The 14,662-nt window shown below is 59.7% G+C and carries 14 protein-coding genes and 1 rRNA gene; 8 read left to right on the forward strand and 7 right to left on the reverse strand.

The annotated features are described in order from the left end of the window. Nucleotides 1-5: 5 nt before the first annotated feature. Genes nuoI through nuoN form a run of 6 tightly spaced genes read left to right on the forward strand, consistent with a single transcriptional unit; the run spans nt 6 to nt 6,274 of the window. The gene (nuoI, locus tag SLW74_RS24615) at nt 6-554 is read left to right on the forward strand and encodes an NADH-quinone oxidoreductase subunit NuoI (protein WP_037008808.1); all 549 of its coding nucleotides are present in this window, start codon (nt 6-8) and stop codon (nt 552-554) included. Nucleotides 555-563: 9 nt separating this feature from the next. After that, entirely contained in the window at nt 564-1,064 is a 501-nt protein-coding gene (nuoJ, locus tag SLW74_RS24620) for an NADH-quinone oxidoreductase subunit J (protein ID WP_037008804.1), read from the forward strand. Between the two features lie 4 nt (nt 1,065-1,068). Further along, nucleotides 1,069-1,380 (forward strand): NADH-quinone oxidoreductase subunit NuoK, encoded by a 312-nt coding sequence (gene nuoK, locus SLW74_RS24625; protein ID WP_065989117.1) that lies wholly within the window; start codon nt 1,069-1,071, stop codon nt 1,378-1,380. Continuing rightward, the gene (gene nuoL / locus SLW74_RS24630) at nt 1,377-3,224 is read left to right on the forward strand and encodes an NADH-quinone oxidoreductase subunit L (RefSeq protein WP_108122801.1); all 1,848 of its coding nucleotides are present in this window, start codon (nt 1,377-1,379) and stop codon (nt 3,222-3,224) included. Before nuoK ends, nuoL begins: the two co-directional genes overlap by 4 nt. A 52-nt stretch (nt 3,225-3,276) precedes the next feature. Then, a complete protein-coding gene (nuoM, locus tag SLW74_RS24635; protein WP_065989114.1) occupies nt 3,277-4,809 on the forward strand; it encodes an NADH-quinone oxidoreductase subunit M in 1,533 nt (510 codons plus the stop codon). Nucleotides 4,810-4,816: 7 nt separating this feature from the next. Further along, nucleotides 4,817-6,274 (forward strand): NADH-quinone oxidoreductase subunit NuoN, encoded by a 1,458-nt coding sequence (gene nuoN / locus SLW74_RS24640; protein WP_410930399.1) that lies wholly within the window; start codon nt 4,817-4,819, stop codon nt 6,272-6,274. 763 nt (nt 6,275-7,037) lie between these two features. Here nuoN and SLW74_RS24645 read toward each other — a convergent pair. The 6 genes from SLW74_RS24645 to SLW74_RS24670 form a co-directional block, all read right to left on the reverse strand. Further along, entirely contained in the window at nt 7,038-8,102 is a 1,065-nt protein-coding gene (locus SLW74_RS24645) for an AI-2E family transporter (RefSeq protein ID WP_065989110.1), read from the reverse strand. Nucleotides 8,103-8,243: 141 nt separating this feature from the next. Further along, nucleotides 8,244-9,923, reverse strand: coding sequence for a methyl-accepting chemotaxis protein (locus SLW74_RS24650; RefSeq protein ID WP_192136165.1), 1,680 nt, complete (start codon nt 9,921-9,923; stop codon nt 8,244-8,246). 82 nt (nt 9,924-10,005) lie between these two features. Beyond that, nucleotides 10,006-11,364 carry an ATP-binding protein gene (locus SLW74_RS24655; RefSeq protein WP_410930400.1) on the reverse strand — a complete coding sequence of 453 codons (1,359 nt, stop codon included), beginning with the start codon at nt 11,362-11,364 and terminating at the stop codon, nt 10,006-10,008. Further along, nucleotides 11,361-12,029: a response regulator transcription factor gene (locus SLW74_RS24660; RefSeq protein ID WP_065989106.1), complete on the reverse strand. Its 669-nt coding sequence runs from the start codon at nt 12,027-12,029 to the stop codon at nt 11,361-11,363. Before SLW74_RS24660 ends, SLW74_RS24655 begins: the two co-directional genes overlap by 4 nt. Further along, the gene (locus SLW74_RS24665) at nt 12,029-12,358 is read right to left on the reverse strand and encodes a PepSY domain-containing protein (protein ID WP_065989104.1); all 330 of its coding nucleotides are present in this window, start codon (nt 12,356-12,358) and stop codon (nt 12,029-12,031) included. The genes SLW74_RS24660 and SLW74_RS24665 overlap by 1 nt, the downstream gene beginning before the upstream one ends. After that, on the reverse strand, nt 12,358-12,666 hold the full coding sequence (locus SLW74_RS24670) for a PepSY domain-containing protein (RefSeq protein ID WP_410930401.1): 309 nt from the start codon (nt 12,664-12,666) through the stop codon (nt 12,358-12,360). The genes SLW74_RS24665 and SLW74_RS24670 overlap by 1 nt, the downstream gene beginning before the upstream one ends. A gap of 162 nt (nt 12,667-12,828) precedes the next feature. Between SLW74_RS24670 and SLW74_RS24675 the strand changes: the two genes are divergently transcribed. After that, nucleotides 12,829-13,911, forward strand: coding sequence for a patatin-like phospholipase family protein (locus SLW74_RS24675; RefSeq protein ID WP_410930402.1), 1,083 nt, complete (start codon nt 12,829-12,831; stop codon nt 13,909-13,911). Between the two features lie 104 nt (nt 13,912-14,015). Next, nucleotides 14,016-14,372, forward strand: a complete 357-nt coding sequence (gene queD, locus SLW74_RS24680; RefSeq protein WP_074893670.1) for a 6-carboxytetrahydropterin synthase QueD — start codon at nt 14,016-14,018, stop codon at nt 14,370-14,372. Nucleotides 14,373-14,484: 112 nt separating this feature from the next. Here the strand turns inward: queD and rrf are convergent. Continuing rightward, a 5S ribosomal RNA gene (rrf, locus tag SLW74_RS24685) occupies nt 14,485-14,600 on the reverse strand. Nucleotides 14,601-14,662: the final 62 nt, after the last annotated feature.

Here is a 14,662-nt window from a genome sequence, read left to right on the forward strand (position 1 = left end):
GACCCATGTTCAAATATATTGGCGACATCGTTAAGGGTACGGGTACCCAGTTGCGCAGCCTGATCATGGTCTTCGGCCATGGTTTCCGTAAGCGTGACACCCTGCAATATCCGGAAGAGCAGGTCTATCTGCCGCCACGTTACCGTGGCCGCATCGTCCTGACCCGCGACCCCGACGGCGAAGAGCGCTGCGTGGCCTGCAACCTGTGCGCCGTGGCGTGCCCAGTGGGCTGCATCTCGCTGCAGAAGGCCGAGACCGACGACGGTCGTTGGTACCCGGAGTTCTTCCGCATCAATTTCTCGCGTTGCATCTTCTGCGGCATGTGTGAGGAAGCTTGCCCGACCACCGCGATCCAGCTGACACCGGATTTCGAGATGGCCGAGTTCAAACGTCAGGATCTGGTGTACGAGAAGGAAGATCTGCTGATCTCCGGCCCCGGCAAGAACCCTGATTACAACTTCTACCGCGTTGCAGGGATGGCCATCGCCGGCAAGCCGAAAGGCGATGCCCAGAACGAAGCCCAGCCCATCAACGTCAAGAGCTTGCTGCCTTAAGGAAGAAAGATGGAATTCGCTTTCTATTTCGCATCCGGCATCGCTGTGGTGGCCACCCTCCGGGTGATCACCAACACGAACCCGGTGCACGCCCTGCTCTACCTGATCATTTCGCTGATCGCCGTGGCCATGACCTTCTTCAGCCTCGGCGCGCCGTTCGCCGGTGCGCTTGAAGTGATCGCCTATGCGGGCGCCATCATGGTGCTGTTCGTCTTCGTGGTGATGATGCTGAACCTGGGCCCGGCCTCGGTTCAACAAGAACGCGCCTGGCTCAAACCCGGCATCTGGCTCGGCCCGATTCTGCTGGGCGGCCTGCTGCTGGCGGAGTTGATCTACGTGCTGTTTGCCAACTCCACCGGCGCCTCCATCGGTCACACCACGGTGGACGCCAAAGCCGTCGGCATCAGCCTGTTTGGCCCTTACCTGCTGGTTGTCGAACTCGCCTCGATGCTGCTGCTTGCGGCAGCCGTGACGGCGTTCCATGTCGGCCGTAACGAGGCGAAGGAGTAAAGCCATGAACTCAGCAATCCCTCTGGAACATGGTCTGGCGGTCGCCGGCATCCTGTTCTGCCTCGGCCTGGCGGGCCTGTTGGTACGCCGCAACATTCTGTTCGTGTTAATGAGCCTGGAAATCATGATGAACGCAGCCGCGCTGGCCTTTGTGGTCGCGGGCAGCCGCTGGGCACAGCCTGACGGCCAGATCATGTTCATTCTGGTGATCAGCCTTGCCGCAGCCGAGGCCAGTATTGGCCTGGCGATCCTGCTGCAACTGTATCGCCGCTTCCACACGCTCGATATCGACGCTGCCAGCGAGATGCGCGGATGAACCTACTCTTTCTGACTTTCGTATTCCCCCTGATCGGTTTCCTGCTGCTGTCGTTCTCGCGCGGCAAATGGTCGGAAAACCTTTCAGCCCTGATCGGCGTGGGTTCCATTGGCCTGTCGGCCATCGTCGCCGCGTACGTGATCTGGCAATTCAACGTCTCACCACCGGAAGGCGGTCACCTGACCATGGTGCTGTGGCGCTGGATGTCGGTGGACGGCTTCGAGCCCAACTTCGCCCTGTATGTCGATGGCCTGTCCATCACCATGCTCGGTGTGGTGGTCGGCGTCGGCTTCCTCATTCACCTGTTCGCCTCGTGGTACATGCGCGGTGAAGACGGCTACTCGCGCTTCTTCGCCTACACCAACCTGTTCATTGCCAGCATGTTGTTCCTGATCTTGGGCGACAACCTGCTGTTCATCTACTTCGGTTGGGAAGGCGTGGGCCTGTGCTCGTACCTGTTGATCGGTTTCTATTACAGCAACCGCAACAACGGCAACGCCGCACTAAAAGCCTTCATCGTGACCCGCATCGGCGACGTGTTCATGGCCATCGGCCTGTTCATTCTGTTCCAACAACTGGGCACGCTGAACATTCAGGAATTGCTGGTTCGTGCGCCACAGCACTTCAAGGTCGGTGATTTCTGGATCGTGCTGGCCACGCTGATGCTGCTGGGCGGTGCGGTCGGTAAATCCGCGCAACTGCCGCTGCAAACCTGGCTGGCAGACGCAATGGCCGGTCCTACCCCGGTGTCGGCACTGATCCACGCCGCGACCATGGTAACCGCAGGCGTTTACCTGATCGCACGGACCCACGGCCTGTTCATCCTCGCTCCTGACATCCTGCATCTGGTCGGGATTGTCGGCGGCGTGACCCTGGTACTGGCGGGTTTCGCCGCACTGGTGCAGACCGACATCAAACGTATCCTCGCCTACTCGACCATGAGCCAGATTGGCTACATGTTCCTGGCGTTGGGCGTGGGCGCCTGGGACGGCGCGATTTTCCACCTGATGACCCACGCCTTCTTCAAGGCGCTGCTGTTCCTCGCGTCCGGTGCGGTGATCGTTGCGTGCCACCACGAGCAGAACATCTTCAAGATGGGCGGCCTGTGGAAGAAACTGCCACTGGCCTACGCCAGCTTCATCGTCGGCGGCGCTGCGCTGTCGGCCTTGCCGCTGGTCACCGCGGGCTTCTACTCCAAGGACGAAATCCTCTGGGAAGCCTTCGCCAGCGGCCATCAGTACCTGCTGTATGCAGGTCTGGTCGGTGCGTTCATGACCTCGCTTTACACTTTCCGCCTGATCTTCATCGCCTTCCACGGCGAAGCGAAGACCGAAGCCCACGCCGGCCACGGGATTTCCCACTGGCTGCCGCTGGGTGTGTTGATCGTACTGTCGACGTTCATCGGCGCCTGGATTCATCCGCCACTGGCCGGCGTGCTGCCGGAAAGCGCGGGCCATGCGGGCGGCGAAGCCAAGCACAGTCTGGAAATCGCCTCGGGCGCCATCGCTCTGGCCGGTATTCTGCTGGCGGCGGTGCTGTTCCTCGGCAAGCGTCGTCTGGCCACTGCCATCGCCAACAGCGGTCCGGGTCGTTTCCTGTCGGCATGGTGGTTTGCGGCCTGGGGCTTCGACTGGGTATACGACGTGCTGTTCGTCAAACCTTACCTGGCAATCAGTCGCCTCCTGCGTGCCGACCCGCTCGACCACACAATCGGCCTGATTCCGCGTCTGGTCAAAGCCGGTAACGGCTTGATGACCCGCACCGAAACCGGTCAGCTCCGTTGGTACGCCGCTTCGATCGCCGCAGGTGCCGTACTGGTACTCGGCGCGATTGTGCTGGTCTGATGAGTCGATCTGACATGAACCTTGCGACTTACGAAAAGGAATTGAGCCCGTCATGATTCTGCCTTGGCTAATCCTGATCCCCTTCATTGGCGGCCTGCTGTGCTGGCAAGGTGAGCGCTTCGGCCCTACCCTGCCGCGCTGGATTGCGCTGTTGACCATGTCTCTCGAGACGATTCTTGGGCTGTGGGTCTGGAGCACCGGTACGTTTACCTATGCTCCCGCTCCGGGCGCCGATCCGACCTGGGCCCTTGAATTCAAGCTTCAGTGGATCCAGCGCTTCGGCATCAGCGTGCACCTGGCCCTCGACGGCCTGTCCCTGCTGATGATTCTGCTGACCGGCCTGCTGGGTATCCTCTCGGTACTCTGCTCGTGGAAAGAGATTCAACGTAACGTCGGCTTCTTCCACCTGAACCTGATGTGGATCCTGGGCGGTGTCGTCGGCGTGTTCCTCGCCATCGACCTGTTCATGTTCTTCTTCTTCTGGGAAATGATGCTGGTGCCGATGTACTTCCTCATCGCGCTCTGGGGTCACAGCTCGGCAGATGGCAAGAAGACCCGGATCTACGCAGCGACCAAGTTCTTCATCTTCACTCAGGCCAGCGGCCTGATCATGTTGGTGGCGATCCTCGGTCTGGTGCTGGTGCACTTCAACCAGACCGGCGTGATCACCTTCGGTTACGCGGACCTGTTGAAAACCAAGCTGTCCCACGGCACCGAATACATCCTGATGCTGGGCTTTTTCATCGCTTTCGCGGTGAAGCTGCCGATCGTGCCGCTGCACTCCTGGTTGCCTGACGCTCACGCCCAGGCGCCGACCGCCGGTTCCGTGGACCTGGCGGGCATCCTGTTGAAGACCGCTGCGTATGGTCTGCTGCGCTTTGCCCTGCCGCTGTTCCCGAATGCCTCGGCCGAGTTCGCGCCAATCGCCATGGTCCTGGGCCTGATCGGTATCTTCTACGGTGCCTTCCTGGCCTTTGCGCAGACCGACATCAAGCGCCTGATCGCGTTTTCCAGCGTGTCGCACATGGGCTTCGTGCTGATCGGCATCTACTCCGGCAGCCAGCAGGCGCTGCAAGGCGTCGTCGTTCAGATGCTCGCTCACGGTCTGTCGGCTGCCGCGCTGTTTATCCTCAGCGGCCAGCTGTACGAGCGCCTGCACACCCGCGACATGCGCGAAATGGGTGGTCTCTGGAACAAGATCGCGTACCTGCCGGCCATCAGCCTGTTCTTCGCTGCCGCCTCGCTGGGCCTGCCAGGCACCGGTAACTTCGTTGGCGAATTCCTGATCCTGATTGGCAGCTTTGTCAGCTCGCCATGGATCACCGCCATCGCCACCTCCGGCCTGGTGTTCGGTTCTGTCTACTCGCTGATCATGATCCACCGCGCCTACTTCGGCCCGGCCAAATCCGACGCGGTCTATAAAGGCATGGACGGTCGGGAATTGATCATGGTGCTGGGTCTGGCGGTGTTGTTGATTCTGCTGGGCGTCTACCCGCAACCGATCCTCGACACCTCCTCGGCGACCATGCATGGCGTGCAGCAATGGCTCGGCACCGCCTTCACTCAACTCGCTTCGGCCCGGTAAGAGCGCTATGGACCTGACGATTCAACACTTTATTGCGCTGGCGCCGCTGCTGATTACCAGCATCACCATTGTGGTGGTGATGCTGGGCATCGCATGGCGTCGCAATCACTCGCAATCATTCCTGCTGACGGTAGCGGGACTCAACCTGGCTTTGCTGTCCATCTACCCGGCGCTGAAAGTTGCGCCGCTGGTGGTCACGCCATTGCTGCAAATCGACAGCTTCGCCTGCCTCTACATGGGCATCATCCTGGTGTCCACGCTGGCTTGCGTCACGCTGGCTCACGCTTACCTGGGTGAAGGCAAGGCGGGCTATCCGGGTAACCGCGAAGAACTTTACCTGCTGATCCTGATGGCCGCGGCCGGTGGCTTGGTACTGGTCGCTGCACAACACTTGGCAAGCCTGTTCATCGGTCTGGAACTGCTGTCGGTGCCGGTCTACGGTCTGGTCGCTTACGCCTTCTTTAACAAGCGTTCGCTGGAAGGCGGCATCAAGTACATGGTGCTGTCAGCCGCCGGTTCGGCTTTCTTGCTGTTCGGTATGGCGCTGCTGTATGCCGAATCCGGCAGCCTGGGTTTCAGCGAGATCGGCAAGGCTATCGCGGCCACCGGTATGCCAAGCCCGATCGCCAGCCTGGGTCTGGGCATGATGCTGGTGGGTCTGGGCTTCAAGCTGTCGCTGGTGCCGTTCCACTTGTGGACACCGGACGTGTACGAAGGCGCCCCTGCCCCTGTGGCGGCTTTCCTTGCCACGGCCAGTAAGGTCGCGGTGTTCGGTGTGCTGGTTCGCCTGTTCCAGATCTCCCCGGCGGCCACCAATGGTGTGCTGACCGACGTGATGTCGGTCATTGCCGTGGCGTCGATCCTGGTCGGTAACCTGCTGGCCCTGACGCAGAACAACCTCAAGCGTCTGCTGGGCTATTCGTCGATTGCGCACTTCGGTTACCTGATGATCGCGATGGTGGCGAGCAAAGGCATGGCCGTCGAGGCGATCAACGTTTATCTGGTGACGTACGTGCTGACCAGCCTGGGCGCGTTCGGCGTGGTCACGTTGATGTCGTCACCGTACAGCGGCCGCGATGCCGATGCGATGTTCGAATACCGCGGCCTGTTCTGGCGTCGTCCGTACCTGACGGCGGTGCTGACCGTGATGATGCTGTCCCTGGCCGGTATCCCGCTGACGACTGGCTTCATCGGCAAGTTCTACATCATCGCGACGGGCGTCGAAGCACACCTGTGGTGGCTGACCGGTTCACTGGTCGTGGGCAGCGCCATTGGTGTCTTCTATTACCTGCGTGTGATGGTGACGCTGTATCTGCAGGACTCGAAGATCCAGCGCCACGACGCCCCGTTCAACTGGGCGCAGCGTGCAGGTGGCGTGATGCTGTTGGGGATCACGCTGCTGGCGTTCTTCCTGGGCGTGTACCCGCAACCGCTGCTGACCCTGGTGGGCCATGCGGGTTTGTGATGAGTGAGTGATGCACAAAAAACCCTGCTCTAGAGCAGGGTTTTTTTATGGCTTTGGCTTTAGTACTTTGGAAGAGCCGAGGATCAAGAGCGTCGGCCTAACGGCCTAACGGCCTCGGTTTCGCCTTCGGCGAGTTACTTGGAAAAGCACCCCAAGTAACCAAGGGTGCTTGCTCTCGGTTAGGCCCTTCCTTCGTCAGGGTTCCCTCACTTCGACGACGCTCCGTGGGCCCGCGCCGAACGGACATCCATGTCCTAACGGCGCTCTCGCGGCATCCATGCCGCTCGGCCCACTCCGCGTCGTCTGCGTTCGGCCTGCACCCAAGTCGCGATGGGTGTCGTCTGGACTGCTGTGTATGAAGATCAAGATCAACAGCTTCCCGGCTAAAGCCGGTCCTACTGACCGTGCGGGATACCTGTAGGACTGGCTTTAGCCGGGAAGCTCTTGATCTGCTTTAGATGTGCTTTTGATCTTCACACGCAAAAGGCTCAAACACCGCCAATCGCGACTTGGGTGCAGGCTGAACGGAGGTCTCGCGCAGTGGGCCGAGCCGCATGGATGCGGCGAGAGCGCCGTCAGGACATGGATGTCCGTTCGGCGCGGGCCCACGGAGCGAGACCGGAGTGAAGGAACCCTGACGAAGGAAGGGCCCAACCAGGAGCAAGCACCCTTGGTTACTTGGGGTGCTTTTCCAAGTAACTCGCCGAAGGCGAAACAGTCTGCCCTTAGGCAGACGCTTTAGATCTTGATCTTAAAACACACGCTAACCAGGCAATCGAATGGTTTTCTTGTCGCCGGTAAACAACGCCCACGTCGACATAAACAACGCCGCCACCATCGGCCCGATCACGAACCCGTTCAGCCCGAACACCGCCATACCGCCCAGCGTCGAGATCAGAATCAGATAATCGGGCATCCGCGTATCCTTGCCCACCAGGATCGGACGCAACACGTTATCCACCAGCCCGATCACAAACACCCCAAACAGCCCCAACACCACACCCTGCCAGATCATCCCGCTGAGCAGGAAATACAGCGCAACCGGCGCCCAGACAATCCCCGCCCCCACCGCCGGCAGCAACGACAGAAACGCCATCATCACCGCCCACAGCAAAGCGCTCGGGATATCCAGTGCCCAGAAAATAAACCCGCCCAACGCGCCTTGCGTCACGGCCACGACAATATTGCCCTTCACCGTTGCACGCACAACACGCGTGAATTTCAACTGCAATCGGCGTTTCTGAGGCTCGGCCAATGGAATCGCGATGCGGATCTTGCGGGTAAGGTCCTGTCCGTCACGCAGGAAAAAGAACAGCAGGTAGAGCATGATGAAAAAACTGACCACGAAATCGAACGTACCCTGCCCGAAGCTGAACGCCTGGGTCGCCAGGTAATTGCTGCCCTGCATCGCGCTTTTGGCGATCTTGTCGCGCAGCCCGTTGAAATCTCCCATGCCCAGACGATCAAGCCAATGCTGCACATAGGGCGGCAGCAGCACCTTGAATTCAGCCAGGTACTTGGCGATGTCGAGCTGACCACTTTCCACATTCTTGTAGAGCGTCGCCCCCTCCTGAACCATCAACGCCGCAATGACGATGACCGGCAGAATCGCGATGACCAGACAGATCATCAGCGTACAAAGGGACGTCAGGTTGCGCTGCCAGCCGAAGCGAGCCAACAGACGGCGTTGCAGCGGCGCGAAGATGATCCCGAGGATCACCGCCCAGAACACCGCGCCGTAGAACGGCAGCAGAATCCAGATAAACGCGATGGTGACCAGTATCAATAACAGCAGGAGGGTTTTCTTTTGCAGCGCGGTTTCGTTCATGTTTCTTCCATGTCATTACACCGCGCCAAGCACACGGCCTGATGCTTAGTCAGTCAATCGCCGCAGGAGTGCCGCGCCTGAAGTGCACGGTCAGTGGAGGAAGCGCTGACAGCGGGCCCCGAGCGAGGCCCGCCGCCCCGTTCAGATTCTGAACTGCCGAACCAACTGGCCGAGGCGTTGGTTAAGCGCCGTGAGGTTACGTGACGTGGAGGCGCTGTGGCGGGTTTCATCGGCCACGCTTTCGACCGCCACGGCGATCTGGTGGACGCTGCGATTGATCTCTTCCGCCACGGCCGTCTGCTCTTCTGCAGCGCTGGCAATCTGCGCGTTCATCGCGTTGATAGTGCCGATCAGTTGACCGATGGTGTCCAGCGACGCGCCGGCTTCGTTGGCGCGAGCGGAAGTCCCGTCGCCCGCCTCGCTCGAACGTTTCATGGCCTGCACCGCGCCGTGGGTGCCCTGCTGCAAACGGTCGATCATGCCTTGAATTTCCTGAGTGCTTTGCTGCGTGCGGCTGGCCAACGCACGCACCTCATCCGCTACCACTGCGAACCCGCGACCCGCTTCCCCGGCACGCGCGGCTTCGATCGCGGCGTTGAGCGCCAGGAGATTGGTCTGATCGGCGATGGAACGAATCACCCCAAGCACGCCGACGATGGACGACACGTCATTCTGCAGGCTGTCCAGTGACGTACCGCTGTCGCGGATGTCGTTGACCAACGCGTGAATCTGCTGAATGCTGCCGTCGACCACTCGCTTGGCGGCCTGACCTTCGGCATCGGTTTGCTGCGCAGCCACCGAGGCACCCTGCGCGCTCTTCGCGACTTCCTGGGCCGCGGCCGACATCTGATTAATCGCCGTAGCCACCTGATCGGTCTCGTGACGCTGACGCTCCATGGCCTGCTCGGAACGCTGCGCCTGATCGGTCACTTCACCCACAAGCCCGGTCAATTGAGAGGTCATTTCGGCGATCTGCCGGACCAGCCCGTGAATCTTGTCGACGAAGCGGTTGAACGAACCCGCCAGATCGCCAAGTTCGTCCTGGGAGGTCACCGCCAGACGCCGAGTCAGATCACCCTCACCGGCGGCGATGTCATCGAGGTTGGCTTTCATCAGGCGCAGGGGCCGCAGGATACCGCCCGCGATCCAGAAACCCGCCGCCGCGATGATCACCAGTACCAGCAGCGTGATGCCGATGATGCTGACAAGCATGCTCTGCCGGCGCTCGGCGACATTCTTCTGCAGCTCCATGACTTTGGCATCGATGTTGTCCAGGTTGATCGACGACCCGAACGCCATGTCCCATTTGGGCAGGTATTCGGTATACCCCAGTTTGGGCACCAGTTCGCTCGAACCGGGCAGCGCCGAGGAATATTCCAGGTAATGAGTACCTGCTTTCGCGACGTCAACGAGACCAGCATTGACGAAAACACCGTTCGGATCGCGGGCGTCTTTAAAGCTCTTGCCGATGCCGTCTGGACTATTGCCCTTGAACAGCCGCACCGCCTGAGAATCGTAACCGAAGAAGTATCCGTCCTTGGCGTAGTTGACCTGAGAGAGCATTTTGATGACTTGCGCGCGGGCCTCCATGTCACCCGGGGCCGAGGCGTCGTACAGCGGTTTGATGGTGCCCAGCGCGACAGCCACGTAACTTTGTAACGTGGCTTTGGCCTCCGCGAGCAGGTGCTGGCGGGTTTCCTCGACTTCGCGCTTGCCCTGTTCACGCAGCATGATGACGGTGCTGGCGCTGATGATCAGTGCGAACACCAATACCGGGAGCACCGCGAGCGAAAGTACTTTGGCTTTGAGATTTAGCCGCATAGCAGTCATGACCCTTTGTTTTTGTGCGTTGAGCCGTTGGGGTTCCTTTACGGTTAACGGCCCGGCGCGCAAAAAGTTGAGGTCATGAAGATTGACGTGCGTTTTCGCTCCCCGGCAGTTGCGGGCTGATTCGCTCGGGCAAATCGATGCGCACTTGCAACCCGCCCATGGGGCTGTCCAGCAACTGAATGCGCCCGCCCCACGCCTCGACGATGTCCTTGACGATGCCGAGTCCCAGACCGTGGCCGGTCACTTGCTCGTCCAGGCGATTGCCACGGCCGATGACGTCATCGCGATGCTCCACGGGGATGCCCGGGCCGTCGTCGTCGATCAGCAGGCAGTAGCCGTCAGCGTGCTTGGCAATGGTCAGGCTGACCTGGCTGTCGGCCCACTTGCAGGCGTTGTCCATGATGTTGCCGAGCAATTCGAGGATGTCCTCACGGTCCCACGGCAGAAACAGACCCGCACCGATTTCACTGCTGAGCTCAAGGTGCTCGCCATGAATCATCCGCAAGGTGGAAAACAGCCCGGGGATCTCCGCAGCGCAATCAAACCGCGCGCCCGGCAAGGCATCGCCTGACAACCGCGCACGATTAAGCTCACGCTCAAGACGCTGCTGAATGTGCTGCAATTGATCGCGCAGGGTGTCGCGCACATGCGGGTGGCCGGTCAGCTTGTCGCCTTCGGCCAGGCTCATCAGGACCGCGAGCGGCGTCTTCAACGCGTGGCCCAGGTTGCCAAGGGCATTGCGAGAACGTTTGAGACTGTCCTCGGTATGGGCCAGCAGATGATTGATCTGCGCGACCAGCGGCTCAAGCTCCACCGGCACTCGCTCATCGAGCTGCGAACGCTGCCCTTGTTGCAACTGGAAAATCTGTTCTCTGGCCCTTTCCAGCGGGCGCAGGGCGCGTCGAACGGTGACGCGTTGCAACACAAGAATCAAAACCAGGGCCATCAGTCCCAGCCCGAGACCGATGCGCTGGACCAGTGCGAAACTGTCCCGCACCGGGGTGTAGTCCTGAGCGACGGTGATGGAGATGGTCTGGCCGAACTTGCGGTAATCGGTGTGCAGCAACAACAGCGATTGATCGGTCTTTTCCAGGGCAAGATCGGCATGCAGTCCGGGCTGTCCGGGATGCGGCAACTCGAGATCCCACAACGAGCGCGACCGCCAATGACCCTGGTCGAAATCAATCCGGAAATAATGGCCGGAATAAGGTCGTTGGTAGCCGGGCGACAGCCGATGCTCGTCGAGCTGCAAGCCGTCCGGACCGCGAACCAGTGCCACCAGCAGCAGTTCGCTTTCATTGCGCAGGCCAGACTCGAGGTATCGCTGCAAGCCCACTTCAAACAGCCACAGGCTGATCTGCGCCAAGACCAACCCGACAATCAACAGCACGCTGATCAGGCCCAGACTCAGCCGTCGCTGAATGGACCTCACTCGCCCGTCCCGGCAAAACGATAGCCCTGCCCACGCCGCGTCTCGACAACGGCGCGGCCAAGCTTGCGACGCAAATGATTGACATGGACCTCGATGACGTTCGAGTCCCGTTCGTTCTCCCCATCATAAAGGTGCTCTGCCAAGTGGCTCTTGGAGAGTATCTGCCCGGGGTGCAGCATGAAATAACGGAGCAGGCGAAATTCCGCCGCCGTCAGTTGAATGTCCTCCTCACCGCGACTGACGCACTGGCGCCCCTCGTCCAGGTGCAGGCCTGCGGCTTCGAGTTTCGGTTGGTTGGCCAGACCTCGGACACGGCGAAGCAGCGCCTGGATGCGCAACTGCAGTTCCTCGGGATGGAAGGGTTTGGTCAGGTAGTCGTCGGCGCCGGCCTTGAGGCCCTCGATACGCTCGGCCCAAGAGGCCCGCGCGGTCAGAATGAGGACAGGCGTGGACAGCCCGCCTGAGCGCCATTTCTGCAGGACCTCAAGCCCCGGAACCCCCGGCAGACCGAGGTCAAGCACGATCAGGTCGTAGGGCTCGGTGGCACCTTGATGAATGGCGTCGCGGCCGTCGGTCAGCCAGTCGATCGCGTAGCCTTGCCGGCCCAGCGTACTGATGAGCTCGTCCGCCAAAGGAACGTGGTCCTCAACCAATAACAAACGCATCAATCGTCTTCCTTGTCTTGCAACAGGCGGCTGTCACCGGCATCGAATTTCAGCTCGCGCACCACATGATCGGCAGTGAGAAGCTCAATCTCATACACCAACACGCCGTGTTTTTCCTCAAGTTCGGCCTCAAGCAACTTAGAGCCGGGGTAACGCCCCAATGCCTGATCAATGAACTGCTCAAGCGGCAGAATCACGCCTTTCCTTCGCAGCTCAAGCACCTCGTCCTGATTCAGGTCCCGAGCCAGGCACTCCAGGCTCGAAGTGACCGCACATACGGCCACCAGACAGTAAACGAAACGCTTGGCGGGACGCTTACTGGCGATCATCAGGCGTCCTGATGATCTTTGAGAATCTGCCCGCTGACGGCGTCCACTTCAACGTCCCACTCCACACCTTGCGTATCGCGCAGTTCGATCTGGTAAACGTACTTGCCATATTCCTGTTCCAGCTCGGTATCAGTAATGGTGGATTTAGGGTGCTTGGCCAAGGCGACAGCGTTGAGTTTTTCAAAGGATTGAATAGTACCTGCATCGCGCAGTTTCAGCGCCTCATCAGGACCTAAATCCCGGGCCTGGACATAACCGGCTGTGACAGTGAGTGCAGTGGCAGCGATAAAGGCAGTCAGGATTTTCATGGTGGATCTCCGTAGGGGTCTGGTTGTTCACGGAACCCACCATAAACGGGCGAACTTAATTGAAGCTGAATTTATCTGGCTACGTGCCACTACCCGTCGAGCCGCCGGTGGATGAAAGCGGGACCCACGATATACTTCGCCCCTGTCCGACCCGGAGGGGCCATGAGCAACATTCAGATCAAATACCCGGCATTGACTATCAAGGCCGGCAGGCGTGCGATGACGCGGATCAGGGAGCAAGGCCTATCGCCGATAGATGTCGGCATCATCCCTGGCGCTGCGGGTGGTCCGAAAGCATTGGGCATTCAGGGCCTGGATCTGGCGCTGTTCGGTGAATGGCTGCCCCGGGCTCAACGGGAGCGATCGTTGATTGGCGCCTCTATCGGTTCGTGGCGATTTGCTAGCGCCTGCCTGCCGGACCCGGTTGCAGGTATCCGGCGACTTGGCCACCTGTACAACGAGCAGAGTTTCGCCAAAGGCGTGACGATGGCACAGGTCACCCGAAGCTGCGTGACGATGCTTGATGCGCTTTTGCAGGCGAATGATGCACACGTTCTGGCGAATGCTCATTACCGTCTTAACGTGATGATCGTCAGAAGTCGGGGCTTGCTTGCCCGGGATCATCGCGCAGGGTTAAGCCTGGGGCTAGGGGCTGTCGTCGCTGATAACCTGATCGGGCGCGCACGCCTGTCGCGACATTTCGAACGACTGGTCATGCACGACCCACGCCTCGTCCCTCCCCTGCTGCCATTGACTGACTTCCCATCGTGTTGCTTGCCGCTGGACACACTGAACCTGCGCCAGGCATTGCTGGCGTCTGGCTCCATTCCGATGGTCATGGAGGGCGTTGGAGAGATACCCGGTGTTGGCGCAGGGATGTTCCGCGACGGCGGCCTGCTCGACTACCATCTGGACCTTCCGTACAGCGGAAGCGACATTGTGCTGTATCCGCACTTCACCGACAAAATCATTCCGGGTTGGTTTGACAAGGCACTGCCATGGCGCAGAGGCGACCAGACTCGGCTTCAAGACGTGGTGCTGCTGGCTCCCTCACACGCGTACCTGGCTACGCTGCCCTACCGCAAGCTGCCTGATAGAAGCGATTTCAAACGGTTCGTCGGGAGGGATGCAGATCGGCAACGGTACTGGCGCACTGCAATGGAAAGCAGCCAGCGGCTGGGGGATGAGTTTCTGGAGCTCGTAGACACGGGCCGTCTCGCCGAACGGCTGGAGCCTCTGGTTTAACCACGTGGTCAGGTTCAGCCTGTCACTCGCCAAACCATTGCTGATAAACTCGCAGCTTGCATTTATCGCGCAGGCGATCGCCACTTCTCAAGGCTTATATCACCGTGGAAATTTTTAAAGAATTTACGTTCGAGTCCGCTCACCGGCTCCCTCACGTGCCGGACGGACACAAGTGCGGACGTCTGCACGGTCACTCGTTCCGTGTAGCGATCTATCTGCAGGGCGAACCGGATCCGCATACCGGCTGGATTCGCGATTTCTCCGAGATCAAGACAATCTTCAAGCCTCTGTACGAGCGCCTGGACCATAACTACCTGAATGACATCCCCGGCCTCGAAAATCCGACCAGTGAAGTGCTGGTGAAGTGGATTTGGAAAGAGCTTAAGCCGCTGCTGCCAGAGTTGTCCGCTATACGGATTCACGAAACCTGTACTAGCGGTTGCGTCTATCGTGGTGACTGATCAGCGTTGGAAATGGAGACCACCCTACGGGGTGGTTTTTTTTGCTCTATTCTTTTATCGCGCGCAAAAACAAAACCCCATCTGCTTTCGCAAATGGGGTTTTGGAATTTAATCTTGACGATGACCTACTCTCACATGGGGAAACCCCACACTACCATCGGCGATGCATCGTTTCACTGCTGAGTTCGGGATGGGATCAGGTGGTTCCAACGCTCTATGGTCGTCAAGAAATTCGGGTACTGACTCGTTCCTGAGAACGCTTCAGCAAATCGGGTATGTGATCAAGGTAC

The organism is Pseudomonas sp. W5-36, assembly GCF_046540455.1.
Lineage (GTDB): Bacteria > Pseudomonadota > Gammaproteobacteria > Pseudomonadales > Pseudomonadaceae > Aquipseudomonas > Aquipseudomonas graminis_B.

What these genes read in the sequence shown, in the direction of transcription:
- nuoL (WP_108122801.1), top strand. Translation starts at nt 1,377, where the DNA reads ATGAACCTACTCTTTCTGACTTTCGTATTCCCCCTGATCGGTTTCCTG.
- SLW74_RS24650 (WP_192136165.1), bottom strand. Translation starts at nt 9,923, where the DNA reads ATGCGGCTAAATCTCAAAGCCAAAGTACTTTCGCTCGCGGTGCTCCCG.
- SLW74_RS24670 (WP_410930401.1), bottom strand. Translation starts at nt 12,666, where the DNA reads ATGAAAATCCTGACTGCCTTTATCGCTGCCACTGCACTCACTGTCACA.
- SLW74_RS24645 (WP_065989110.1), bottom strand. Translation starts at nt 8,102, where the DNA reads ATGAACGAAACCGCGCTGCAAAAGAAAACCCTCCTGCTGTTATTGATA.
- SLW74_RS24675 (WP_410930402.1), top strand. Translation starts at nt 12,829, where the DNA reads ATGAGCAACATTCAGATCAAATACCCGGCATTGACTATCAAGGCCGGC.
- nuoN (WP_410930399.1), top strand. Translation starts at nt 4,817, where the DNA reads ATGGACCTGACGATTCAACACTTTATTGCGCTGGCGCCGCTGCTGATT.
- SLW74_RS24665 (WP_065989104.1), bottom strand. Translation starts at nt 12,358, where the DNA reads ATGATCGCCAGTAAGCGTCCCGCCAAGCGTTTCGTTTACTGTCTGGTG.
- nuoM (WP_065989114.1), top strand. Translation starts at nt 3,277, where the DNA reads ATGATTCTGCCTTGGCTAATCCTGATCCCCTTCATTGGCGGCCTGCTG.
- nuoK (WP_065989117.1), top strand. Translation starts at nt 1,069, where the DNA reads ATGAACTCAGCAATCCCTCTGGAACATGGTCTGGCGGTCGCCGGCATC.
- nuoJ (WP_037008804.1), top strand. Translation starts at nt 564, where the DNA reads ATGGAATTCGCTTTCTATTTCGCATCCGGCATCGCTGTGGTGGCCACC.
- SLW74_RS24660 (WP_065989106.1), bottom strand. Translation starts at nt 12,029, where the DNA reads ATGCGTTTGTTATTGGTTGAGGACCACGTTCCTTTGGCGGACGAGCTC.
- nuoI (WP_037008808.1), top strand. Translation starts at nt 6, where the DNA reads ATGTTCAAATATATTGGCGACATCGTTAAGGGTACGGGTACCCAGTTG.